At 71.4% G+C, this 24,730-nt stretch carries 18 protein-coding genes; 13 read left to right on the top strand and 5 right to left on the bottom strand.

What is annotated here, in order from left to right:
- Positions 1–131: 131 nt before the first annotated feature.
- Positions 132–911 carry a transcriptional repressor LexA gene (gene lexA, locus ACWGKQ_RS48380; protein ID WP_133028126.1) on the bottom strand — a complete coding sequence of 260 codons (780 nt, stop codon included), beginning with the start codon at positions 909–911 and terminating at the stop codon, positions 132–134.
- A 504-nt stretch (positions 912–1,415) separates the two neighbouring features.
- On the opposite strand from lexA, the gene nrdR reads away from it, so the two are divergent.
- Together nrdR and ACWGKQ_RS48370 are read left to right on the top strand one after the other, a co-directional pair.
- Positions 1,416–1,967: a transcriptional regulator NrdR gene (gene nrdR / locus ACWGKQ_RS48375; protein ID WP_453298493.1), complete on the top strand. Its 552-nt coding sequence runs from the start codon at positions 1,416–1,418 to the stop codon at positions 1,965–1,967.
- A 164-nt stretch (positions 1,968–2,131) separates the two neighbouring features.
- On the top strand, positions 2,132–5,032 hold the full coding sequence (locus ACWGKQ_RS48370) for a vitamin B12-dependent ribonucleotide reductase (RefSeq protein ID WP_453298492.1): 2,901 nt from the start codon (positions 2,132–2,134) through the stop codon (positions 5,030–5,032).
- Positions 5,033–5,116: 84 nt separating this feature from the next.
- On the opposite strand, the gene ACWGKQ_RS48365 is transcribed toward ACWGKQ_RS48370, so the two are convergent.
- Positions 5,117–5,650 carry a TerD family protein gene (locus ACWGKQ_RS48365; protein WP_453298491.1) on the bottom strand — a complete coding sequence of 178 codons (534 nt, stop codon included), beginning with the start codon at positions 5,648–5,650 and terminating at the stop codon, positions 5,117–5,119.
- Positions 5,651–5,801: 151 nt separating this feature from the next.
- Between ACWGKQ_RS48365 and ACWGKQ_RS48360 the strand changes: the two genes are divergently transcribed.
- The 3 genes from ACWGKQ_RS48360 to ACWGKQ_RS48350 all read left to right on the top strand — a co-directional run bounded on the left by ACWGKQ_RS48360 (position 5,802) and on the right by ACWGKQ_RS48350 (position 8,093).
- Positions 5,802–6,407: a YdbC family protein gene (locus ACWGKQ_RS48360; protein ID WP_453298490.1), complete on the top strand. Its 606-nt coding sequence runs from the start codon at positions 5,802–5,804 to the stop codon at positions 6,405–6,407.
- An 86-nt stretch (positions 6,408–6,493) separates the two neighbouring features.
- Positions 6,494–7,153, top strand: coding sequence for a histidine phosphatase family protein (locus tag ACWGKQ_RS48355; RefSeq protein WP_453298489.1), 660 nt, complete (start codon positions 6,494–6,496; stop codon positions 7,151–7,153).
- A 10-nt stretch (positions 7,154–7,163) separates the two neighbouring features.
- Complete coding sequence (locus ACWGKQ_RS48350; protein WP_453298488.1) at positions 7,164–8,093, top strand: ADP-ribosylglycohydrolase family protein; 930 nt, start codon at positions 7,164–7,166, stop codon at positions 8,091–8,093.
- Positions 8,094–8,669: 576 nt separating this feature from the next.
- Here ACWGKQ_RS48350 and ACWGKQ_RS48345 read toward each other — a convergent pair.
- Positions 8,670–10,217, bottom strand: coding sequence for an MFS transporter (locus ACWGKQ_RS48345; protein WP_453298487.1), 1,548 nt, complete (start codon positions 10,215–10,217; stop codon positions 8,670–8,672).
- Positions 10,218–10,405: 188 nt separating this feature from the next.
- Here ACWGKQ_RS48345 and ACWGKQ_RS48340 point away from each other — a divergent pair, with 188 nt between their 5' ends.
- The 3 genes from ACWGKQ_RS48340 (at position 10,406) to ACWGKQ_RS48330 (ending at position 12,508) form a co-directional block, all read left to right on the top strand.
- On the top strand, positions 10,406–11,029 hold the full coding sequence (locus ACWGKQ_RS48340; protein WP_453298486.1) for a TetR/AcrR family transcriptional regulator: 624 nt from the start codon (positions 10,406–10,408) through the stop codon (positions 11,027–11,029).
- Between the two features lie 82 nt (positions 11,030–11,111).
- A complete protein-coding gene (locus ACWGKQ_RS48335; protein WP_453298485.1) occupies positions 11,112–11,813 on the top strand; it encodes a ribonuclease HII in 702 nt (233 codons plus the stop codon).
- Between the two features lie 68 nt (positions 11,814–11,881).
- Positions 11,882–12,508, top strand: coding sequence for a hypothetical protein (locus ACWGKQ_RS48330; RefSeq protein ID WP_453298484.1), 627 nt, complete (start codon positions 11,882–11,884; stop codon positions 12,506–12,508).
- A 206-nt stretch (positions 12,509–12,714) separates the two neighbouring features.
- Here ACWGKQ_RS48330 and ACWGKQ_RS48325 read toward each other — a convergent pair whose 3' ends face one another.
- Positions 12,715–13,335 carry a hypothetical protein gene (locus ACWGKQ_RS48325; RefSeq protein ID WP_453298483.1) on the bottom strand — a complete coding sequence of 207 codons (621 nt, stop codon included), beginning with the start codon at positions 13,333–13,335 and terminating at the stop codon, positions 12,715–12,717.
- A 286-nt stretch (positions 13,336–13,621) separates the two neighbouring features.
- A complete protein-coding gene (locus ACWGKQ_RS48320; RefSeq protein WP_453298482.1) occupies positions 13,622–15,787 on the bottom strand; it encodes a RecQ family ATP-dependent DNA helicase in 2,166 nt (721 codons plus the stop codon).
- A gap of 131 nt (positions 15,788–15,918) precedes the next feature.
- Here ACWGKQ_RS48320 and ACWGKQ_RS48315 point away from each other — a divergent pair, with 131 nt between their 5' ends.
- The 5 genes from ACWGKQ_RS48315 (at position 15,919) to ACWGKQ_RS48295 (ending at position 24,621) form a co-directional block, all read left to right on the top strand.
- The gene (locus ACWGKQ_RS48315; RefSeq protein ID WP_453298481.1) at positions 15,919–17,454 is read left to right on the top strand and encodes a DUF4192 domain-containing protein; all 1,536 of its coding nucleotides are present in this window, start codon (positions 15,919–15,921) and stop codon (positions 17,452–17,454) included.
- Positions 17,455–17,819: 365 nt separating this feature from the next.
- The gene (locus ACWGKQ_RS48310) at positions 17,820–19,925 is read left to right on the top strand and encodes a glycogen debranching N-terminal domain-containing protein (RefSeq protein WP_453298480.1); all 2,106 of its coding nucleotides are present in this window, start codon (positions 17,820–17,822) and stop codon (positions 19,923–19,925) included.
- Between the two features lie 176 nt (positions 19,926–20,101).
- The gene (locus ACWGKQ_RS48305) at positions 20,102–20,860 is read left to right on the top strand and encodes an NUDIX hydrolase (RefSeq protein WP_093498678.1); all 759 of its coding nucleotides are present in this window, start codon (positions 20,102–20,104) and stop codon (positions 20,858–20,860) included.
- Between the two features lie 80 nt (positions 20,861–20,940).
- Positions 20,941–23,571 (top strand): ATP-binding cassette domain-containing protein, encoded by a 2,631-nt coding sequence (locus ACWGKQ_RS48300; RefSeq protein WP_453298479.1) that lies wholly within the window; start codon positions 20,941–20,943, stop codon positions 23,569–23,571.
- Between the two features lie 162 nt (positions 23,572–23,733).
- Entirely contained in the window at positions 23,734–24,621 is an 888-nt protein-coding gene (locus tag ACWGKQ_RS48295) for a FadR/GntR family transcriptional regulator (protein WP_453298478.1), read from the top strand.
- Positions 24,622–24,730 lie beyond the last annotated feature (109 nt).

Genomic DNA, 24,730 nt, shown 5'->3' with positions numbered 1-24,730 from the left:
CACCGGGACAGGCCAACCCGCGATCCGGACACGCGAACGAACGGGCCCCGGGCACTGCAGGGCCCCGGAACCGGCGCAGGGGTCCCGGGGCCCGATCGGAGGGCGGGCGGGATGACCGCCCGCCGCAGGCGTCACACGCGCCGCAGTACCGCGACGACCTTGCCCAGGATGGTCGCGTCGTCGCCGGGGATCGGCTCGTAGGCCGCGTTGTGGGGGAGGAGCCAGACATGGCCGTCCTCGCGCTTGAAGCGCTTGACGGTGGCCTCGCCGTCGAGCATGGCGGCGACGATGTCGCCGTTCTCGGCGACCGGCTGGCGGCGGACGGTGACCCAGTCGCCGTCGCAGATCGCGGCCTCGATCATGGAGTCACCGACGACCTTGAGCACGAACAGCTCGCCGTCACCGACCAGCTGCCGGGGCAGCGGGAAGACGTCCTCGACCGACTCCTCGGCGAGGATCGGCCCACCGGCGGCGATCCGGCCGACCAGCGGGACGTACGACGCGGCGGGCTTGCCGGCGGTGTCCGTGGGCTGCACGGTCACGGCCTGGTCCGAGCCGCGCACCTCGTATGCGCGCGGGCGGTGCGGGTCGCGGCGCAGGAAGCCCTTGCGTTCCAGTGCCATCAGCTGGTGCGCCACCGAGGACGTGCTGGACAGGCCGACGGCCTGGCCGATCTCCCGCATCGACGGCGGGTAGCCCCGCCGCTGCACCGAGTCCCTGATCACCTCGATCACCCGGCGCTGCCGGTCCGTGAGGCCCGAGCTGTCCGCCCGGATGCCTGGAGGTCGACCCGGCAGGGAACGCTTGTGTCCCTCGGGATTCACGGCTTCGTTCATGGCATGCACCGGGTCGAGTCGGCCCTGGGAGCGGTCCTGGGCGGTGATGGTGGCACTGTCTGCGGTCGTGGTCACGTCGGCCCCTCTCGATGGTCTCCCTGCTGGACAACGGTAGTTGCTTTCGAAAGGTTGCGCCAAACACACGTTCGAGTGAAAAAACGTGGTTCACCTTACGCGATCACATGTCTGGGTGTATGGCTCACGCGGTACCCGGCGGGCAAAAGGGCCCATTGTTGTACTCTTCACCGCCGGGGGGATGGCCTTGTGGGTGTGTCCAGTCTGCCATCCGGGCCGCCGCCGACCGGGATGTCCGTCCCCATCTGCGCCGGAGTCGCACGTGACCTCCGTGCGGCGCCCACGGTATCTCCGTATCCGCCGTAGCGGTACGTGTGCGACACGCGCAACCTGGCGATGTATCAGCCAATCACCACATCTAGTGGTTGGATTGCTACAGCAGCCCACAAGTTGTGGTCCCCCGGGTCCCCGGTCTCTCTGAGATCGCCTATGCTTGGGGCTGCTTCGAGGGGCCCATGTGGCCCAGCGAGGCTATTGAGTCTGCTGTGAGGAGGGTTGGAGATCATGCACTGCCCCTTCTGCAGGCATCCCGACAGCCGCGTGGTCGACAGTCGTACGACCGACGACGGCACGTCGATCCGCAGGCGCCGCCAGTGTCCGGACTGCTCCCGTCGTTTCACGACCGTGGAGACGTGCTCGCTCATGGTGGTCAAGCGGTCCGGAGTCACCGAGCCGTTCAGTCGTACCAAGGTCATCAACGGCGTGCGCAAGGCGTGCCAGGGACGGCCTGTCACTGAGGACGCACTCGCCCAGCTCGGCCAGCGGGTCGAGGAGGCGGTGCGGGCCACCGGAAGCGCCGAGCTGACCACCCATGACGTGGGGCTGGCCATACTCGGTCCATTGCAGGAGCTCGACCTCGTCGCTTATCTGCGATTCGCCTCCGTCTACCGGGCGTTCGACTCGCTCGACGACTTCGAGGCGGCGATCGCGGAGCTGAGGCAGGCCGCGCAGGACCCCGCCGCGGACGACGAAGACGCGGGAGCGGGGGGCCAGGAGGACGATCACGGGCCAGGCGGGAGCCCACGGGTGCCCGCGCCCGTTCATATCGCCGGCTGACGGGCGGACCGGAACCGGGCGGAGGGCCCGAATCCGGTTGTCGGACGGTGATCCAGGACTTGTCGCGGGTGGCAACTGAGGGTGCCCGCGACGCGATAACAGAACAGTGTGTCACGGGAACATCGTGGCATTTCAGGGCGTTTTAGCCCGTAGAGGGAGGCGGCATGACAGAGACGGCGAGCGGTCCGGCACGGAGTTCCCGCGCGAAGGGAACCAAGGCCACCAAGGGACTGCGTATCGAGCGCATCCACACCACCCCCGGCGTGCACCCGTACGACGAGGTGAGCTGGGAGCGCCGTGACGTCGTCATGACCAACTGGCGCGACGGCTCGGTCAACTTCGAGCAGCGTGGCGTCGAGTTCCCCGACTTCTGGTCGTTGAACGCGGTCAACATCGTCACCAGCAAGTACTTCCGGGGTGCCGTCGGCACCCCGCAGCGCGAGACCGGCCTCAAGCAGCTGATCGACCGCATCGTGAAGACGTACCGGAAGGCCGGCGAGGACTACAAGTACTTCGCCACCCCGGCCGACGCCGAGATCTTCGAGCACGAGCTGGCGTACGCCCTCCTGCACCAGATCTTCAGCTTCAACAGCCCCGTGTGGTTCAACGTGGGCACCCCGCAGCCCCAGCAGGTCTCCGCCTGCTTCATCCTGTCCGTCGACGACTCCATGGAGTCGATCCTCGACTGGTACAAGGAAGAGGGCATGATCTTCAAGGGCGGCTCCGGTGCCGGCCTGAACCTCTCCCGGATCCGCTCCTCCAAGGAGCTGCTCTCCTCCGGCGGCAACGCCTCCGGCCCGGTCTCCTTCATGCGCGGCGCCGACGCCTCCGCCGGCACCATCAAGTCGGGCGGCGCCACCCGCCGTGCCGCCAAGATGGTCATCCTGGACGTCGACCACCCCGACATCGAGGGCTTCATCGAGACCAAGGTCAAGGAGGAGGAGAAGATCCGCGCCCTCCGCGACGCGGGCTTCGACATGGACCTGGGCGGGGACGACATCACGTCGGTCCAGTACCAGAACGCCAACAACTCGGTCCGTGTGAACGACGAGTTCATGAAGGCGGTCGAGCAGGGCGGCCAGTTCGGTCTGCGCGCCCGGATGACCGGCGAGGTCATCGAGGAGGTCCAGGCCAAGAGCCTGTTCCGCAAGATGGCCGAGGCGGCCTGGGCCTGCGCCGACCCGGGCATCCAGTACGACGACACCATCAACCACTGGCACACCTGCCCGGAGTCCGGCCGGATCAACGGCTCGAACCCGTGCAGCGAGTACATGCACCTGGACAACACGTCCTGCAACCTCGCCTCGCTGAACCTGATGAAGTTCCTGAAGGACGACGGCAAGGGCAGCCAGTCCTTCGACGTCGACCGGTTCACCCAGGTCGTCGAACTGGTCATCACCGCGATGGACATCTCCATCTGCTTCGCGGACTTCCCGACCCAGAAGATCGGCGAGAACACCCGCGCCTTCCGCCAGCTCGGCATCGGCTACGCCAACCTCGGCGCCCTGCTGATGGCGACCGGTCACGCCTACGACTCCGACGGCGGCCGCTCCCTCGCCGGTGCCATCACCTCCCTGATGACCGGCACCGCGTACAAGCGCTCCGCCGAGCTCGCCGCGGTCGTCGGCCCGTACGACGGCTACGCCCGCAACGCCGACGCCCACAACCGCGTCATGAAGCAGCACGCCGACGCCAACACCGTGGCCGTCCGCATGGACGACCTGGACACCCCGGTCTGGGCCGCCGCCACGGAGGCCTGGCAGGACGTGGTGCGCCTCGGCGAGAAGAACGGTTTCCGTAACTCGCAGGCGTCCGTCCTCGCCCCCACCGGCACCATCGGTCTCGCGATGTCCTGCGACACCACCGGCGTCGAGCCCGACCTGGCCCTGGTCAAGTTCAAGAAGCTGGTCGGCGGCGGCTCGATGCAGATCGTCAACGGCACGGTCCCGCAGGCCCTGCGCCGCCTGGGTTACCAGGAGGAGCAGATCGAGGCGATCGTCGCCCACATCGCCGAGAACGGCAACGTGATCGACGCCCCCGGCCTCAAGCACGAGCACTACGAGGTCTTCGACTGCGCCATGGGCGAGCGTGCCATCTCCCCGATGGGCCACGTCCGCATGATGGCCGCAATCCAGCCCTGGATCTCCGGCGCGATCTCCAAGACGGTCAACATGCCGGAGACGGCGACCGTCGAGGAGGTCGAGGAGATCTACTACGAGGCCTGGAAGCTCGGCGTGAAGGCGCTCGCGATCTACCGGGACAACTGCAAGGTCGGCCAGCCGCTCTCCGCCAAGACCAAGGAGAAGGAGAAGGCCGAGGTCACCGAGAAGGCCGAGGCGACCATCCGCGAGACGGTCGAGAAGGTCATCGAGTACCGTCCGGTCCGCAAGCGCCTCCCGAAGGGTCGTCCCGGCATCACCACGTCCTTCACCGTCGGCGGCGCCGAGGGCTACATGACGGCCAACTCCTACCCGGACGACGGCCTGGGCGAGGTCTTCCTGAAGATGTCCAAGCAGGGCTCGACCCTCGCGGGCATGATGGACGCCTTCTCCATCGCGGTCTCCGTCGGCCTCCAGTACGGCGTGCCGCTGGAGACGTACGTCTCGAAGTTCACCAACATGCGCTTCGAGCCGGCCGGTATGACGGACGACCCGGACGTGCGGATGGCGCAGTCGATCGTCGACTACATCTTCCGCCGCCTGGCGCTGGACTTCCTGCCGTTCGAAACGCGCTCCGCGCTCGGCATCCACTCCGCCGAGGAGCGTCAGCGGCACCTGGAGACCGGTTCGTACGAGCCGTCCCTCGAGGATGACGAGGTCGACGTCGAGGGCCTGGCCCAGTCGGCGCCGCGCACCCAGGAGCTGAAGGCCGTCGCCGCCCCCCAGATCGAGGCCGGCTCGGCCAAGCCCGCCCCGAGGCAGGCGCACACCAGCGCCGAGCTGGTGGAGATGCAGCTGGGCATCCAGGCCGACGCCCCGCTCTGCTTCTCCTGCGGTACGAAGATGCAGCGGGCCGGTTCCTGCTACATCTGCGAGGGCTGCGGCTCGACCAGCGGTTGCAGCTGACGAGTCGATGTGACATGACGTAAGGGGCGCCGGCCGTAGCCGGCGCCCCTTACCATTTCCGCGCCCCGGGCGGCCGTGCGGCCGTCAGGGGCGGCCGAGCGCGCCCATCTCCCGGGAGAAGACCACCGGGTCGTCCTCGAAGCCGTGCAACCCGGGCCGGAAGCTCCAGTCGCCGGACCCGTCGCGCACGAACTCCGCGACGGTGGCCGCCGTAGCCCCGAGGACCGAGCCGAAGTCGTCCTCGGCCAGCACGTTGTAGCCCTCCCGGACGCGGACGGCCGGGTTCAGGACATTCACGAACGTCCGGTGCGTGGGCCGCTGCTGGATGACGACGCCGACGACAACGCGCGCGTACCGGCTGTCGAGCCGGTCCAGTTCGAGCGTCATCACCTCGTCCCAGCCGAAGCCCTTGCCGTCCTGGCTGTCCCGGTTGAGAAAGATCGTGCCGTCGGGCGAACGGCTGTCGAAGTGCACGAGATAGGCCGGAGTTCCGTACGGGTCGACCGTCGTGAACGTCCCGGCGATGACGTCGAGATCGGTGGGTGGCTGCCCGGAAGAGCTGGGATCCCACTTCACCGCGACCTCGACCTTGCTGATCGCCTTGCTGAAACCGCTCATCACGCGTCCCCTTCCCCCTAGAGGTCCACTGCCCCAACCGACAGGCTGCCCAGGCTCTTTGTCCATCGTGCCACGCGCGCCGGGGCGTATGCGCGGGTGATCTCCGCCGGAGCGTGACCGGCGCCACGCCTCATGGCCTTACGATGGCGCGGTGCTGGTCAAGTGGATTCGCTGCGCCGTGGTTGACCGCCGGGGCTTCGAGCGGGGGCAGCGGAAATGGGCGGGGCTTCTGGGGGAGCCGGGATTTCGGGGACAGGGCGGGGGCTGGAGTCGGCAGCGACCGGGAGTGGCGCACATCTTCGCCTTCTGGGAGAGCCGTGCCTTCTACGACTCCTTCATGGCGCGTTCGCACGACCGCCTGGCCGCGTCCCAGTCCGGCACGTACAAGGACCAGCAGGTCAAGCTGTTCGAGTACCGGTTCGATGTGAAGACCGGCTTCGAACCGCGCTTCACGGACAGCGACCTGGTCCGGGTGGCTCTCTGCCGGGTGCACGAGGAGCGCGTCGAACACTTCACGCTGATGCAGGAGAAAGTCTGGAACCCGGCGATGGCCGGCTCGCCCGGCATGATCCGCGGCATGTTCGCGGAGGCCCCGGAGCACGAGTTCATGATCCTTTCGATGTGGCGGTCGGCCGCCGAGCACGGCAAGTACCGCACCGAACGAGTGGAGCGGCTGGCGCTGCGCGCCCAGACCGAGGCCGACATCGCGGCCCTCACGGGTGACATCGTGGAACTCGAGCCGACCTGGATCGTTTGAATATCCAACCCTCGATTTGTGTGACCTGCGCTGTATGGGGCCCATCCGAGTGCTCGATTTTTCGTCACTCGATCTAGGGTTTTGGCATGGCACGACCACGGCGCATCGTCCTTGTCCGGCACGGCGAGTCAACCGGCAATGTCGACGACTCCGTGTACGAGCGGGAACCAGACCACGCGCTGGCCCTGACCGAGCGGGGCTGGCGGCAGGCCGAAGAGACCGGAAAACGCGTCCGGGAGATCTTCGGCCGGGAACCCGTCAGCGTGTACGTCTCGCCCTACCGCCGTACCCACGAGACCCTCCGCGCCTTCCACCTCGACCCGGATCTCATACGCGTGCGTGAGGAACCCCGGCTGCGAGAGCAGGACTGGGGAAACTGGCAGGACCGCGACGACGTACGGCTCCAGAAGACGTACCGGGACGCGTACGGGCACTTCTTCTTCCGCTTCCCGCAGGGTGAGTCCGGGGCCGACGTGTACGACCGTGTCGGCGGCTTCCTGGAGAGCCTGTTCCGCAGCTTCGAGGCGCCGGACCACCCGCCCAACGTGCTCCTGGTGACCCACGGCCTGGCCATGCGGCTGTTCTGCATGCGCTGGTTCCACTGGACGGTCGCGGAGTTCGAGTCGCTCTCCAACCCCGGGAACGCCGAGATGCGGATGCTCGTTCTCGGGGACGACGGCAAGTACACGCTCAACCAGCCCTTCGACCGCTGGCGGGACCCGGAGCCCCACTGGATGAGCGGCTAGGCTGGCCGCGATGATCTCCTCCACCGATTCCTCGACTCCGGGGCGCCTGGAGCGCGCCCTGGCCAGCCTGCGCGGACTCGCCGTCGGCGACGCGCTGGGCTCGCAGTTCTTCGTGCCGGCGAACTACCCGCTGCTGAAGCGGCGGGAGCTGCCTCCGGCCCCCTGGCAGTGGACCGACGACACCGAGATGGCCTGCTCCGTCGTCGCCGTCCTGGCCGCCCACCACCACGTCGACCAGGATGCCCTGGCCCGTTCCTTCGCCGCGCACCACGACTTCGACCGGGGCTACGGCCCCGCCGTCAACCGCCTGCTCCGCCTCGTCCGGGAGGGCGGCGACTGGCGCGAGCTGGCCGCCGGGCTCTTCAACGGCCAGGGTTCCTGGGGCAACGGCGCGGCGATGCGGATCGCGCCCCTGGGCGCCTGGTATGCGGACGATCCGGAGCAGGCCACCCACCAGGCCGAGATCTCGGCCTACCCCACGCACCAGCACCGGGAGGCCGTGGTCGGTGCCATGGCCGTGGCGGCCGCAGCGGCCCTGGCAGCCGCGCCCGGCGGCCCGCCGAGCCCCGAGGCACTCCTCGACGGGGTCGTCGCCCTGGTCCCCAGGAGCGCCGTCGGCCAGGGCCTGCGGCGCGCCCGGGACATGCTCGACTACGCCGACGCGGGCACCGTAGCGGCCGTCCTGGGCTGCGGACGGCGGACGACCGCCCATGACACCGTCCCCTTCGCGCTCTGGTCGGCGGCACGCGCCCTCGGCGACTACGAGACGGCGTTCTGGGTGACCGCCCAGGTGGGCGGCGATGTGGACACCACCTGCGCCATCGTGGGCGGCGTGCTCGCGGGCGGGAGCGCGGGAGCGCCGCCGGCCACGTGGGCGGAGCGCACGGAGGCGCTGCCGGAATGGGTGCCGGCGGCGACGGGGACCGGCGCCGCCGGATGATCGACTGAGGTCGGTCCGGGACCGTGTGCGGCGGGGCCGCCGCGGTCCGGGCCCCTGTCGAGGCGGCCCGGGCGGAACGCCACGGTTCCACACCGCTCTGGAGGCATACGACGAGACGGGTGCTGTCGTCTCGTGGCGAGCCTTGTGCCTGCGGGCCGCCGATCGGGCCGCCGATGAGCGCCGGGGTGAAGCCGGGGCGGTCCGAGGCCGTCCCGGTCTCAGTCCCCGGCATCTGCGTTCCGCGGCGAACCCGTGGCCACATGGGAAACTCTCCGTGTCCGGAGGGAACTCTGTGTGACGGCCCGGCGTTTTCACGGCAGCTGCCCCACTTGGCGCATGCGCCGACAGGGGGCGGGAGGCGTAGCCGCGGGGGAGGTGTCGGTCGTGTGGGGCGGGGTGGTTCTTCTGATGGTGTACGCCGTGCCGACGATCGCGGCGTCGACGGCCGCGATGTCGGCCACGGTGCGGATGGCCGTGATGCAGATGGCCGTGGTGCGGATAGCCGCGCCTCCGCCGTTGCCGTCTGTCCCCCGGCGGAGGTGCGACCATCCGCGGCTGTGCGCGGACCCGGTGGGGTCAGCCCAGTCCCGGGCCGGCCGTGCCGGCGAGGGCTTCGAGGTCGCTCTTGCGGACCTTGATCACCAGCCAGGCGGTGAGCAGGCCCAGCCCGGCCATGGCGGCGGCGGGGATGAACGCGGTGGAGATGCCGTGCGCGAGCACCTCGTGCCCCCAGGGTGCGGGCAGCTGATGGGTCTTGGCGAACTCCGCCTTCTGCTCCGGCGACCCGTCGGCGAGGAACTTCGGCAGCTGCTTCTTCGCCTCGTCCTTGCTGGCCGAGCCGAACACCGTGGTCAGGATGGACAGGCCCAGCGACCCGCCCACCTGCTGCATGGCGTTGAGCAGCCCGGAAGCCGCTCCGGCCTCGCGCTGGGCGACACCGGAGACCGCGGTGACGGTCGCCGTCACGAAGTTCAGTCCCATGCCGAAGCCGAAGACGAGCATGGGCCCGAGGATTCCGCCGAGATAGGAGCTGTCGGGCCTGATGAACGTCTGCCAGGTGAGCCCGACGACCACGAGCGCCGAACCGGTCATCATGAACGGCTTCGGGCCGAGGACGGGCAGGAACCGCTGCGACAGCCCGGCGCCGACGGCGATGGCCGCCGTCACGGGCAGGAAGGCCAGACCGGCCCTGATCGGGCTGTAGCCCAGCACGTTCTGCACGAACAGCACGATGTAGAAGAACATGCCGAACATCGCCGCGGCCAGGCTGAGCATGATCACGTAGGTGCCGGAGCGGTTGCGGTCGGCGAACATCCTCAGTGGTGTGATGGGTTCCTTCGCCCGCGTCTCGATGAAGACGAAGGCCAACAGCAGGACCACCGCGGCGGCGAACGACCCGAGTGTCAGACCGTCCCGCCAGCCGTTCTCGGAGGCCCGGATGAAGCCGTAGACCAGAGAAGCCATGCCCAGGGTGGAGGTCAGCGCGCCCGCGATGTCGAACCGTCCGGGATGCCGTTCGGACTCGTTGATGTACTGCGGGGTGAGGGCGACGATCAGCAGTCCGATCGGCACGTTGACGAAGAGCACCCAGCGCCAGTCGAGCCAGTCGGTGAGCATGCCCCCGGCCAGCAGGCCGATGGCCCCGCCGCCCGCGGAGACCGCGGCGAACACGCCGAACGCCCGGTTCCGTTCCGGACCTTCGGGGAACGTCGTGGTGATCAGCGCCAGCGAGGTCGGCGACGCGATCGCGCCACCCATGCCCTGGAGGGCGCGGGCGGCGAGCAGTTGCCAGGGTTCCTGGGCGAGACCGCCGAGGAGCGAGGCGAAGGTGAACAGCAGGATGCCGGTCATGAACACCCGGCGCCGGCCGAGGATGTCACCGGCCCGGGCACCGAGGAGCAGCAGGCCGCCGAAGGTGAGAGTGTAGGCGCTGACCACCCACGTGAGGTCCGTGGTGCTGAACTTGAGCGCGTCTTGAATGTGCGGGAGCGCGATATTCACAATCGTCGCATCAAGTACCACCATGAGCTGGCAGGCGGCAATCACGGCGAGCGCGATGCCGGGGCGCCCCTGCCGGCGGGCCGCACCAGGTTTGTGGTCCTGTATCAGTTGAGAGGTTGTCACTATGGATCCCCCACGAAGGTGTTAGTGAACGCTGGCGTTCACTGTCGCGTCAACGGTAGTGAGTCCTCGGTAGAGAACGCAAGCGTTCACTTAACTGCGCGTCGCGTGCCGCGTCCCCCTTTGCCGTCGCGCGCCGCGCCCTTCCGCTCCGGAATCCCCGCTTCCCCTTGCTCGCTGGAGAAACTCAGATGGTTACCTCGCGCTGGACTGCCGCTTCCCCGCAGGCAGCCTCCCCTCGTCGGCGCGGTGCGGTCCTCGAACGCGCGATCCTGGACGCCGCCCTGGAGCAGCTCAGCACCGTCGGCTGGAACGGCCTCACCATGGAGGGCGTCGCCGCCGGGGCCCAGACCGGGAAGGCGGCGGTCTACCGCCGATGGGCCTCCAAGGAGGAGCTGGTCGCCGACGCGTTGCAGGCCGGTCTGCCACGTTTGGAGGAGGCCCCCGACCTCGGAAGTGTGCGCGAAGACCTGCTGGCCCTGTGTCGGCAGACCCGGGACGCGATGTTCTCGAGGCCTGGGTTCGCGTTGCGGTCGGTGATTCACGAATGCGATCCACTGCAGGTCGAGCGCTTCCATGGCGTGATCATCGACGGGGTCGTGGGGCCGACGATCCAGCTGATCGGTGACATCGTCACCCGTGGTATTGAGCGGGGGGAGGTGCGCCCCGACGCGGCCAACGGCTATGTCCTCGACGCCATTCCGGCGATGATGATGTACCGCAACAAGATTTCTGGAAGCGAATGGAACGACCAGGAGGTCGAGGAGATGATCGACGGGTTCATGCTTCCGCTGCTGCTGTCGCGCGAGGCGTGAGCCGCCGCTCCGGCGGTGCCCGGCACGGTCCGGGAAGCCGGGGTGTTGCTCGGGGATCAGTGCGGCGTACCCTAAGGTCGCCATGCCGTACGAACCACCTACTCACACCGTCGAGCGCTCCCTTCGCGCCACGACCGGAGCCAAGGTCATTGCCGGTGTCGACGAGGTGGGGCGCGGCGCCTGGGCCGGGCCCGTCACCGTCTGTGCCGCGGTCACCGGTCTTCGCCGGCCGCCCGAGGGCCTCACCGACTCCAAGCTGCTGACCGTCAAGCGACGCACGGAACTTGCCGAGGCGCTGCGGGGGTGGGTCACGGCCTACGCCCTGGGGCATGCCTCGCCGGAGGAGATCGACGACCTCGGGATGACGGCCGCACTGCGACTGGCGGCGGTCCGTGCCCTGGAGACCTTGCCGGTCCGTCCCGACGCGGTGATCCTCGACGGGAAGCACGACTACCTCGGCGCCCCGTGGCGGGTGCGTACAGTCATCAAGGGTGACCGATCGTGTGTCGCCGTGGCCGCGGCCTCGGTGATCGCCAAAGTTCAGCGCGACAAAATGATGGCCGAACTGGGTATCGACCATGCAGACTTCGGATTTGCGGCCAATGCGGGGTACCCGTCGCCCGTGCACAAGGCCGCACTGGAGGAGCGGGGCCCCACCCCGTACCACCGGTTGTCGTGGGCGTATCTTGATGCGCTGCCCCAGTGGCGGCACCTCAAGAAGGTCCGCAGCTGGGCGGAGGGAAGCGTTCCGGAGATCGAGGGTCAGCTCGGCTTCGACTTCTGACGTTCCAGTCGCACTGTTGTGCCACCCAGTTCACGTGACCTGCACCAATGTTTGATAAAAATCAGCTCATGCCTCTCATTCCCGAGGAGCCTCAGATTCACGAGAGTGCCCAGGGTCCCCGCGCCACTCCGGCCAGTGGCCGTACCGCGCCGACCCCTCGTCCCGTACCCGGCCCCCGCCCCGCGGCTCCGTCGCGTCCCGGTCGTCCCGGCCCTGTGCGGCCGACGCCCCCGGTGCAGCGCGCGTCGCGTGACGTGGCCAAGCCAGGCCCGTCCGGCCCGGCCGTCCCCGCCGCGGCAGCGGCGGCCCCGCAGATCCAGCTGATCCCGGCCACCGTCGAGAGCGCTCTCGACGCGGCCGAGGAAGCAGTGGACCTGCTCCTCGAATCGGGTCGTGCCCCCGGCGACGTGCTGGTGATCACCACCGGCGCGCAGCACCCGTGGGCCGACCACGAGCTGTCCTTCGGCGAAGCCTCCTACTGGGCCCAGCACGACGCGGGCGACGACGTCTTCTACACGGACGCCGCCGTCGCTTCCCGTGCCGTGACCCGCCCCGTGGTCGTCGTCGCCGTCAACGGCGGCCCCGACACCGTCGCCGCCACCGCCCTGCCGCTGGCCCTGTCCCGGGCCGGCGCCCTGCTGATCGTCTGCGGCGACCCGCAGCGCATCAACTCGATGCTGGGCGCGGGCGTCTGAGCAGTCTCCGGCGCCTCCGGGACTCCGGAGGTACCGAAGGAGCCGCGGCGGTGACTCGCACAGTGGTGCCTTTGGCATGCCCGGACGACGGGCGGGTACCGCGGCCCGTCGCGGAGCACGGCGCGACCGAGCACGCCGCACGTCAGGTCCGGGGCGCCGTCCCCGGCTGAGCGGGCACCACCGGTGCCCCCTTGCGGGGCCGGGGGTCAGCGGGCGGCAGCGCGGCGCAGTACGTCGGAGACGGCGCCGCCGGTACGCGGCGGCAGCGGCGGAACCTCCGACAGGGCGAAGGGTTCGGGAGGCGAGTCGGCGTTGGGGCGCCGCCCGCCGCGACCCTCGCCGAGCACCTGCCAGCCGTCGTGCGTCAGCGTGATGTACGCCCCGCAGCGCAGCCCGTGCAGAGTGCAGGCGTCCCGCAGCCCCCACATCCAGGCACCGTCCTCCTCCGTCCAACGCGCGTCCCCCTCGCGGCAGTAGAGCAGTACGGCGGTCCGCACCGGGGTGCGGCGGCGCAGGTCGTGCGGGATGACCCGGCGCAACTGGGCCAGCAGGGTGTTGCGGAACATCCAGCCGTCGGCCGGGGCCGAGCGTCGGCCGAAGGAGGCGCTGGCACACAGCCGTTCCTCCGGATCGAGGACGGCGACGACCGCGATGCCGGGACGGGGGTGATGCCGGGCGTGCAGACCACTGACGACCTCGCGAGGGTTGCGCAGCAGCGGTATTCCGGCGTCGGCCCATTCCGCGGGCTCGAGCAGACGACTGGCAGAAGCGGCGGACGCGGATGTCGACAACGATGCCGCCGAGGACGGAGCGAATCCGAAGGTCACGTTCCTCCCTTCGGCTACGCGCCCACACAGCGGGCGAGATCGGATTCGGGGCCGCGCGCACCGCAGCAAAGCCCAACCGGATCACGGACGAGCCGTGCGGGGAGCGGACTTCAATTCTTCCTGTCGAACTTGGATGCGGCAACGAGCAAATGGGGCCACCGACTGTTATCTGGTAGTGCGAGGCTTATATCCCTACCCGATGAGGCACCCGGCGACCCCTGGGACGTTCGATCGCGGCACGTTCGTACGCCGCACCCGGCGCCGAAATCGAGCGGCAGCGGGCCGGTCAGCCCTGAACGGCGAGGACCAGCGGCAACACCCCCCGCGCCCCGGACCTGCGGAGCATGCGAGCCGCGACCGCCAGGGTCCACCCGGTCTCGGTGAAGTCGTCCACCAGCAGGACCGGCCCCTGGACCTCGGCGAGAGCGGCGGCGAGGCCGGGTGGCACGGTCAGTGCACCGTCAAGAGCCTTGAGGCGCTGGGCACTGTTGCTGCGTGAGACCCGCGGCGCCTCGCCCGCGTACTCCACGGAACCCAGCAGGGGCAGTCTGCCGACCTCGGCGATACGCGCGCCCAGCGAGTGGACCAGCCGGGGCCTGGAGTGCGAGGCGACCGTGACGACGCCCACGGGGCGCGGCTGCGCGTCGGCCGCGCCCGGGGCCCAGCCGCCGGGACCCTTCGCCCAGTCGGCCAGTACCTCCACCGCGGCACGGGCGACATCGTCCGGCACCGGCGTGTCCGGGGCCTGGGGAGCGAGCAGCGGTCGCAGCCGATTGCCCCAGCCGATGTCCGAGAGCCGTCCCAAGGCGCGCCCCGCCGACGCCTGTTCACCGGCCGGGATGCGCCCTCTGAGATCGATGCCGATCGCCGGCAGGCCGGTCGGCCACATCCGGCGGGGCTCCACCTCGACGCCCGCGCGGCCCAGGTCGACCCGGGCGGCGTCCACGGCGGCCGAGGAGGTGTCGGCCGTGAACCGGGGCCGCGCGCAGTTGTCGCAGCGGCCGCAGGGCTTCGCGTCCTCGTCGTCCAGCTGGCGTTGCAGAAACTCCATCCGGCACTCCGACGTGGCCGCGTACTCGCGCATCGCCTGCTGCTCGGCCTCGCGCTGCCGCGCCACCCAGGCGTACCGCTCCGCGTCGTACGTCCACGGCTGCCCGGTCGCGATCCAGCCGCCCTTGACCCGCCGGACCGCGCCGTCCACGTCGAGAACCTTCAGCATGGACTCCAGCCGGGAGCGGCGCAGCTCCACCAGCGGCTCCAACGCGGGCAGCGACATGGGGCCGGCGGCCCGGGAGAGGACGTCCAGGGTGCGGCGCACCAGATCCTCCGACGGGAAGGCGAGCGAGGCGAAGTAGTCCCAGATCGCCTCGTCCTCCCTGCCCGGCAGCAGCAGTACCTCGGCGTGCTCGACACCGCGGCCCGCGCGGCCCACCTGCTGGTAATAGGCGATGGGGGAGGAGGGCGAGCCGAGGTGCACCACGAACCCGAGGTCGGGTTTGTCGAAGCCCATACCGAGCGCCGAGGTGGCGATCAGCGCCTTGACCCGGTTGCCGAGCAGGTCGTCCTCGGCCTGCTGCCGGTCGGCGTTCTCCGTCTTCCCCGTGTACGACGCCACGGTGTGCCCGCGCTGCCGCAGGAACGCGGTGACCTCCTCGGCGGCGGCCACCGTGAGCGTGTAGACGATGCCGGAACCCGGCAGTTCGTCCAGGTGGTCCGCGAGCCAGGCCATCCGGTGGGCGGCGTCCGGCAGCCGCAGCACATTCAGGCTGAGACTCTCCCGGTCCAGCGGGCCGCGCAGCACCAGCGCGTCCGAGGCACCGCCGGTGCCGAGCTGCTCGGCCACGTCGGCGGTCACGCGCGCGTTGGCCGTGGCGGTGGTCGCCAGCACCGGCACGCCCGGCGGCAGGTCGGCCAGCATGGTGCGCAGTCGCCGGTAGTCGGGCCGGAAGTCATGGCCCCAGTCCGAGATGCAGTGGGCCTCGTCCACGACGAGCAGTCCGGTCGCCGCGGCGAGCTTGGGCAGCACCTGGTCGCGGAAGTCCGGGTTGTTGAGCCGCTCCGGGGACACGAGGAGGACGTCGACCTCGCCGGCCGCGATCTCCGCCTGAATCGACTCCCAGTCCTCCGTGTTCGAGGAGTTGATGCTGCGGGCGTGGATACCGGCCCGGGCCGCGGCCTCCACCTGGTTGCGCATGAGCGCGAGCAGCGGGGAGACGATCACCGTCGGCCCGCTGCCCGAGGCCCGCAGCAGTGAGGTCGCCACGAAGTACACCGCGGACTTGCCCCACCCCGTGCGCTGTACGACCAGGGCCCGGCGCCGGTCCGCGACCAGCGCCTCGATCGCCCGCCACTGGTCCTCGCGCAGCCGGGCCGCGCCCGTGTCGTCCCCGACGAGACGGGCGAGGACGGCGTCCGCCCGGGCTCGGAGTTCATCGTTGCTCGTGTGCTCCATGCGTCCCATACAACAGGACGGGACCGACAGCCGGGCGGGCCTGTGGATACGGAAGGCGGCCTTGTCGTGTCCCTGATTTGACTTATCCACAGGCCCAACCGGAATCGTGCAATCCGCGAGATCGTCGGCGCATGACGAATCACAGCGAAACCACCGGACCCTCCGATAACGGCGACATCACCCGAGGCGCGGTCCCCATCGGGCCATCCGGCCACGAAACCCAGGTCACCCTGCGCACCCCGGCCGAACTGGCGGACGCGCTGCCCTATCTGCTCGGGTACCGTCCCGAGGACAGCATGGTGCTGGTGACCCTGCACGACCGGGCCGGCCGCGGCCGCTTCGGCGGACGGGCCCGGCTCGGCATCCCCGCGAACAAGGACGACTGGGAGTCGGCCGCGCGCCAGCTCGCACAGGGCCTGGTGACCGGCGGCGAGCGCCGGGGAGCCAGGGCCGAGCAGATGGTCGCCTACGTCTGCCAGGAACCGGCGCCCGGCGAATCGGGCCGGGACGTGATGCGCCGGCTCACACCGCTGGCCCAGCTGCTGCGTACCGAGTGCGGTCGGCTCGACGTGCCCGTGATCGAGGCACTGTGCGTCTCGGACGGCCGTTTCTGGTCGTACTGCTGCCCGACCGAAGCATGCTGCCCGCCCGAAGGCGCCCCCATGGGCCTGCCCGGCACCTCCGTGCTCGCGGCCGCCGCCACCTACGCCGGGATCCAGGTACGCGGCAGCCTGCGCGAGCTGCGGGCCAGGCTGCTCCCCTGGGAGACCGGCGCCGCGCTGGAGCAGGAGATCGCCCTCGACAGGGCCGGAATGGCACTGGTGCCCCGCATCCTCGACGGCGCCTTCCGCGCGCACGTGGCCGAGGAGACCCTCACCCTCGCCGAGCGCGTCATCGCCCGGTACGCCGCTGCCGCCTCCGCGTCCGGCACCCACCAGGCGGACCTCCGCGACGACGCCCTGCTCTCCCACGACGAGGCCGCGACGCTGATCCTCGGACTGCAGGACCGCACGACCCGCGACCGCGCCGCCGCCTGGATGGAGGGCGACGAGGCCGGACCGGCACTGCGCCTGTGGCGAGCCCTGGCCCGCCGCTGCGTCGGCCCGTACAGCGAACACGCCGCCGCTCCCCTCACCCTGGCGGGCTGGGTCGCCTGGTCGACCGGTGACGATCTGGAGGCACGGGAGGCCCTGGCGATGGCCCTGGGCGCGGACCCCGACTACCTCTTCGCCCGGCTGCTCCACCAGGCTTGCAACGAGGGCCTGGACCCGGAGTCGATCCGCCGCTGCCTGCGCACGGAACGCGTGGAACGCGCGGCAGCGGTTGGCGACACCGTTCCGCTTCATCCCGATGCCGATGCCGATGCCGATGCCGAGGGCGAGGGCGGGGGCGACGGCGGTGATGCCAACGGTGCGCCTACCGCCGCTTCCGGCACCCGCCGCCGTCGCCGCCCCCGCGCCGCGGACACCGCTGACGACCGACGGCCGCGACCGGAAGGCTCCCGCCCGCGGCAGGTGCGCCCGGAGCAGACCCGCCCCGGTTCGCCCCGGCCGGGCGGCATGCGCACACATGCGGCAGAGAAGGCGGAGCGGAGTGAGACAGGCGGCGGCCGAGCCGCGCAGGAGGGCAGGGGATCCGGGAACGGCCGCAACCAGGGGAACGAATGAGCGGGGGCGGTCATGGGCGGCAGCCGGACGGACCTGGGCCGGTGGCGTCGTGCGGTGGGCCCGGGGCCTCGTAGCAGGGGCTCGGCGCCCTGGTCGCCCACCCTCCGGCACCCTCTGTACCGGCCTGCCGGACCCGGTTGTCCGCAGCCGCAGGCGCAGGCCGACCGGCCCGAACGGCGCAGCACCGCCCCGGCATCCGATCGGCTTCGGCAGGCGGGAGCGTGACCAGGAGGAGTCCGTCTCCGTTCACCTGAGTGGCGGAACGCCTGGACGGGTCGTGCCGCCCCATGTCCCCTGTCCCCTCGGAGCCCTCCGTCCGGCGCCCGGCACATCACAGGCGCACAGCGCGCAGAAGAAGCCTCCCCATGCATCAGCCGACTCCGCCCTCCACCGCCACCGACAACCACCGACTGCGGGACGGCCCGCCCCGTCCCCCGTCGGCGGAAGGCAGCCCGGCGCAGCCACGCGGCCGCCCACCCCGGCCCGTCCCCGTCCGACCGGTTCCTCCGGGCCCGGGGGGCGCCGGCGGGCTGCCGCCCACGCACACTGTCCTGATCTGCGTCGCGTTGCCCAGCCTCGCCATCTCCACGGAACACGGTCAGTTGACCGGCCAGGGCCTGGAAGGGTTCTACCGCGCGGGCCGGCGGCTGCTCGCGCGCTGCCAGGTCCGTGTCGCGGGCCGCGAACCGCTCCCCGTACAGGCCAGGATGACGGGGGCGGACTCGGCCCGCTTCATCGGCACGCTCCGGGCCTCCCCGGCGGCGGGACCGGATCCGGACGTCGTCGTGGAACGGATCCGGCACGCCGACGGCACGGAACGGATCACCCTGCGCAACTGCGCACTCCACCCCCTGCGCCTGCCGCTGGAGGCGGCTCTCGGCACGGACCTGGCCGACCTGAGCGCCATCGCCTCCGGTGTCCCAGGCCCCGAACTCCCGGCCAGCGTCCACGACTCCGGACTCCGCTGGACCACCCCCACCGGCAACGCGTCGGTCACGGCGGACCCACCACCCGCCGACGCGCTGGCCTCGGCGGGACTGCTGCGCTGGGAGTTCGAACTGCCACCGGGCGGAACGGCGAGCGTGGAGCTGCGGGTACGCCCGGACGGCGCGGTCCCCCCGCGCGCCGTGGGACGTGCCGCGACCAGCCCGCTGGCACCGGCCAGGGCGGCGGGCGACGACCCCAGGGTCACGGCGCTGCTCAGGACGAGCATCGACGACCTCCAGGCGCTGCTGCTCCGCGACCCCGCGCACCCCTCGGACAGCTACCTCGCCGCCGGGGCGCCCTGGCGCTGCGGTCTGGCCCCGGCCGAGGCACTCGCCGCCGCCCGGATGACCCTGCCCCTAGGCACCCGCCTCGCCGCAGGAACACTGCGCACCCTGGCCCGCACCCAACTCCGCGGCCCGGGACCGCGGGCCGGCATGATCCCCGGCCCGCGCCGCGACGCCGGAGCACACCTGCCACCGGGCTGCACGGGTACGGAGGCCACCCTGCTCTTCCCGGTCCTGCTGGCGGAGGCCCGCCGCTGGGGACTCCCGGAGCAGGAGACGCGGGAACTGCTGCCGGCCGCCGAGCGCTGCCTGACCTGGCTGCGCACCACGACAGGAGACCGGACCTACCTCTGCGACCCGCAGCCAGGCGGACCCGTGCGCGGCGAGACCCAGGCCCACGCCCACCGGGCCGCCCTGCTCGGGGCCGACCTCCTCGACGCCTGCGACCGGTCCGGCGGGGCCGGGCTGCGGCAGTGGGCGGCGGAGCTGAGGGAGGCCTTCCGGGCGGACTTCTGGGTCGAGGACCGAGCAGGCGGCCGTCCTGCGGCGGCCCTGACCCCGGACGGCCGCCCCCTGGCCCACCTCGGCTCCGCTGCCGTGCACCTTCTCGACACCGGCCTGCTCGGCGCGGGCCAACCGGCCGTCGGCCTGCTCGACAGGGTGCAGACCGAGCAGCTGGCCCGGCTGCTCGGCGGACCGGCCATGGACTCGGGGTGGGGGCTGCGCGGCCTGGGGGCCAAGGAGGCGGGACACAGCCCGTTCGGCCATCGGTCCGGCGCAGTCCGGGTCCAGGAGACGGCACTCGCCGTCGCCGGGCTGGCCGCCGCGGGCTACGAGAAGGAGGCGGGCGGGCTGCTGCGCGGCCTGCTGGCGGCGTCCGAGCACTTCGGTCACCGGCTGCCGGAGATGTTCGCCGGCGAGCAGCGCTCCGAGGGAAGCGCGCCCCTTCCGCACCCTGCGGCCTGCCGTCCGGCGGCCACGGCCGCTGCCGCCGGCGTCCTGCTCCTCACCACGCTCGCCGGCATCCGCCCCGATGCCCCGGCGGGGACCGTCACCCTTCGCCCGGTCCACAGCGCGCCCCTGGGTGAACTCGGCCTGTCCGGACTGCGGGTGGCCGGCGCGCCCTTCTCGGTGCGGGTCAGCCGGCTCGGCCTGGCCATGGTCGAAGAGGCCGCGGACGGCCTGCAGCTGGGGGCGTGAGTTCCCGCCGGGAGAAGGGTGAGCCGGTACGACGCCACGGCTGCGGCGAAAGGACGACCGAGTGGAGAACGCATGCCGGAACGAACCGGGGGCGCATACCGGAGCGAAGTGGATCAGCCGTCGGAGTGAGCACCGAAGGGAGTGTTTATCGTCAGGCAGACGACTATGATCACCGCATGCCCTACGACCCGTCAGCCTTCCCGCCGTTCGCCGTCACCGTGGACCTGGTCGTGCTGACCGTGCGCCGCCACGCCCTGTGCGCGTTGGCGGTACGCAGAGGCGAGTCGCCGTTCCAGGGGCGCTGGGCTCTGCCGGGCGGCTTCGTGAGGGCCGACGAGGACCTTTCGCAGGCGGCGGCGCGGGAACTCGCGGAGGAGACCGGGCTGCGGGCCCACGACCCCGACGCCCCGGCCCAGGAGGGCGGAGCCCACCTGGAGCAGTTGGCGACCTACGGCGACCCCAAGCGTGACCCCCGGATGCGCGTGGTCAGCGTCGCCCACCTCGCCCTGGCCCCCGACCTCCCCGCACCGCGCGCGGGCGGCGACGCCAGCAACGCGCGGTGGGCGCCGGTGGAGGAACTGCTCGCGCAGGGCGGCTACGGCCGGGACGGTGAGCCCGTCGCGCCGCTCGCCTTCGATCACGCCCAGATTCTGTCCGACGGTGTGGAACGGGCCCGGTCCAAGATCGAATACTCGTCCCTGGCCACCGCATTCTGCCCGCCCGAGTTCACGGTCGGTGAGCTGCGCCGGGTCTACGAGGCGGTGTGGGGCGTGGCGCTCGACCCGCGCAACTTCCATCGCAAGGTGACCGGAACCCCCGGCTTTCTCGTCCCGACCGGCGGTACGACCACCCGCCAGGGAGGTCGCCCGGCCCAGCTTTTCCGGGCCGGCGGGGCCACCCTGCTCAACCCGCCGATGCTGCGGCCCGAGGTGTGACCGTCCGACAGCGCGAACTCGACGAGGATTAAACCCCTCTATACCCGGAAAAACGGTCATTCCGCGCTATCTTCCCTAAGGTGATCCAGGCCTTCGGACTGACCAGCGACCCCCGCAAGGCGCACCCGCCCGCCGTCGACGACGTGACCTTCGAGGCAGGCGCGGGCCGCGTCACCGCGCTCCTGGGCGAGGCGGGCGCGGGCAAGACCACGGCGCTCAGACTGATGCTCGAACTCCAACAGGGCCGCGGGCTCACCCACTTCAGGGGCCGCCCCCTGCACCGCATCCCGCACCCCGCCCGTGAGGTCGGTGTGCTTCTCGGCGATGTCCCCGGTCATCCGTCCCGCTCCGTCCGCGGTCATCTGCGCATGCTGTGCGCGGCGACCGGGGTGTCGGCCCGGCGCGCCGACGAAGTACTCGAAGCGGTCGGGCTCGTCAGCCTGCGCGAGGAATGCCTGGGCACGCTGTCGCACGGCATGGACCGACGGCTCGGCCTGGCCTGCGCCCTTCTCCCCGACCCGCACACCCTCGTTCTGGACGAACCCGCGGCCGGGCTCCCCACCCGTGAGGCCCACTGGCTGCACCGCATGCTCCGGGCGCACGCGGCGCAGGGCGGCACGGTCCTGTTCACCACCGCCGACCCCAAGGAGGCCGCGCGCGCCGCCGACCGGGTCCTCACCCTGAGGACCGGCAGGCTCGTCGCGGACCAGGAGGCCGGCGAGTTCGCCCGCACCCGGCTCCGCCCCCGCGTGGTCGTCCGCAGCCCCCACGCCGCCCGGCTCGCCGCTGTTCTCAGCAAGGAGGCCCGCACGGCCCACCGCTCGGTGGAGGTCGTACGGGAGGGCGGCAACCGCCTCTCCGTGTACGGCAGTACGACCGCCGAAGTCGGCGAGACCGCCTTCCGTCACGGCGTTCTGGTCCACCAACTGGCGGACGAGATCGGCGACATGGGCCCGGGCGCCGGGGCGCAGCCGCCGACGGGCGAGGCACCGGAGGCGGCGCGGCAGGAGCCGGACCGCGATGAGCCGGACGGTGATGAGCGGGAGTGCGACGAGCCGACCGCGGCGGACGAGGCTCGTCCCACCGGCGAGCGGCGGCGTGGTGAGAGCGGGGCTGAGCAGACCGCGGTGGACGGTGCCCAGTCGGCGTATCCGCAGCGAATCGGTGCAGAGGGGCCGGCCGCCGGGCGGCAGGACGCGCCGTGGGTGGACCGGCGCAAGGACACGGGAACGGCCGCGGTCGCCCCGCAGCCGAGGGCGGAACAGGGCCGCTCGCAGGCCGTGGCCGCCCCGAGCTCCGGACAGCAACCGCGCACCGTCGACCAGGACCCCGGCTCGAGCCGGCCGACGGTCACCGCTGATCCCTTCGGCGCGGCTGAACCACAGCCCTCCGGCACCGCCGCAGGGGCCACCGACACCCCGGCCGTCGCACCCGTGCCTGCGACCCCGGACACGGAGCTCTCCACCCGCATGCGCCCCACCGACCAACTGCCCGCCGCGGTGACTGCCAAGCCTCCGACGGCACCCGCGCGCGCCAAGCCATCGGCCTCCCTCGGCTCCGCCGAGCCCTCCGGCCACGCCGGATCCACCCGGACGGCGCCCGCCGTACCCGCCCAGCCACCGGCCGCCACGGCCACTCAGTCGCCGACGCGGGCGGTGTCCGCCGAAACCGCGATGTCCGTCGAGGCCCTGGCGGCCCAGCCGCCGGTCCACGCCGTACCCGCCGAAGCTGCCACGGCCCAGCCGCCGCGCGCGCTACAGGCCGAAGCTCCGGCTGCGCAGCCGGAGACGCGCGCCGTATCCGCCGAAGCCGTCAGTGATGAGCCGTCGATCCGTGTCGTACCAGCCGACGCCCCCACCAGCCGCCCGCCCGCTCGCTCCGGACCCGCCGACGATCCGGACGCACTGTCCCCGCTTCCGCCTCCCATCTCCGTCCGCGCCGCCCCTCGCCCCCTCCGCCCCCTGCGCTATGAAATCCGCCGGGCCGCCGGGATCGGTGCCGGCTTTCTCACCTCCGGTGCCGTACTGCTGGTGTCCGCCCTCACCGCCGTACTGCTGGCCAGGGTCGGGCACACCCCGCAGGCCCGGCTGTTCGCGGCTTGGCCGCGGGAGCTGCCGCTGCCGCCGGCGGCACTCGGCGCGGGGCTGCTCGGGGCGCTTGCCTTCGGAGACGAGTTCCGCCACCCCGCGCTGGCGGCGGACCGCGGCACCGTGCCCCGCCGACTGGGGCTGCTCACCGCGAAACTGCTGGTCTCCGGGGCCACCGCGGTACTGCTCTCGTTCCTCACCCTCGGCTGCGACGCCGAAGTGCTCTACCTCGTCTACGGTCGGGAGCTCGCACAGGTTCCCGCTGACTGGCTCCTGCTGACGACGAGTTGGTTCGGGCTGATCGTCGGCTGTGCCTGGGCCGGCGTACTGGCGGCGGGTGTCTTCCGGTCCACCACGGCCGGTCTCGCCGCGGTGCTCGCCGTACCCGTGCTCGTCGTGCCCGTCGTACACAAGGCTGTGCAGGGCACGGGGGTACGGATGGCCGCCGGGTTCCCGATGCGGATGCGGGAGACGTTCCTGCTGAAGTGGCCCTTCGGGGGAGAGCGCTATCTGGTCGGAGCGGCCCGGGTGCTGGCCCAACCCGTGGGCGGTGCACTGGCGTTGTCGCTCGTCGCGCTGCTCTGCGCGTACCTGTTCAGCACCTTGCGAGCCAGGGTGCGATGACCGAGGACCGGGCGCTTGCGATCCCGCCGTGCGCACAACTCCCCGCAGAACGGCCATTTCTTTCCGATAAGGCGTCAATTGCGACGGGGTGAGCGATCACCCTTTCGTGTGCTTTTCACCAAAGACCTCAAGGGAGTTGGAGGCAGCGCCGACAAAGGATCCGTGAGTACCCTTGCGCACACCATGATGACCGCCGCCCGCTCCGCAGACTCTGGTCTGGTCGGCCCGGGCGAACTCGACCGCTACCCCTATGCGGAGGTCCCCGCCACCGATCGTGTGGGCACACCCTCCTGGGAGGGTGTGGATCCGGAGCTGGGCCGTGTGGGCCGGCGTGCCGCGGGCAGCCGCGGCCGCGGACTGCACGGTCAACTCGTTCAACAGCTGGGTCAGATGATCGTCTCCGGCGACCTGGGCGCGGACCGCCCCCTGGTCCCCGAGGAGATCGGCCAGCGTTTCGAGGTCTCCCGCACCGTCGTCCGCGAGTCCCTCCGGGTCCTGGAGGCCAAGGGCCTGGTCAGCGCCCGCCCGAATGTCGGCACGCGCGTGCGTCCCGTCAGTGACTGGAACCTCCTCGACCCGGACATCATCGAGTGGCGGGCCTTCGGGCCGCAGCGTGACGACCAGCGCCGTGAGCTCAGCGAGCTGCGCTGGACGATCGAGCCGCTCGCCGCCCGCCTCGCCGCCGGGCACGGGCGCGAGGACGTCCAGCAGCGCCTGTGCGACATGGTCGAGATCATGAGTCACGCCATGGCGCAGGGCGACGCGCTGACCTTCTCGCGCGCCGACGCCGAGTTCCACTCGCTGCTCATCCAGATCGCGGGCAACCGCATGCTGGAACACCTCTCCGGCATCGTGTCGGCGGCTCTCCAGGTGTCCGGTGGTCCGGTCACCGGCTGTGAGCGGCCGAACGAGACGTCCCTGGCCCAGCACGCGCGGATCGTCGACGCGCTCGGCACGGGCGACGGCACCGCGGCCGAGTCGGCGATGCGTCAGCTGCTGACCGTCCACCCCGAGGTGGAGCGCGTGGTGCCCGCCCCGCGCGAGCACTGACCCGCGTCGAGAGCGGTGCGCTCCGTCAGTGCCGCGTTCTCGGGGTGTCGTCGGTCCGGGAACCCGCTTCCGTCGGCCGCCGCCGGACCCCGCCGGATCCCTCCTCAGG

This window comes from Streptomyces sp. NPDC054770, assembly GCF_053611985.1.
The sequence above is the reverse complement of the archived record's forward strand: the minus strand, read 5'-3'. Positions and strand labels throughout refer to the sequence as shown.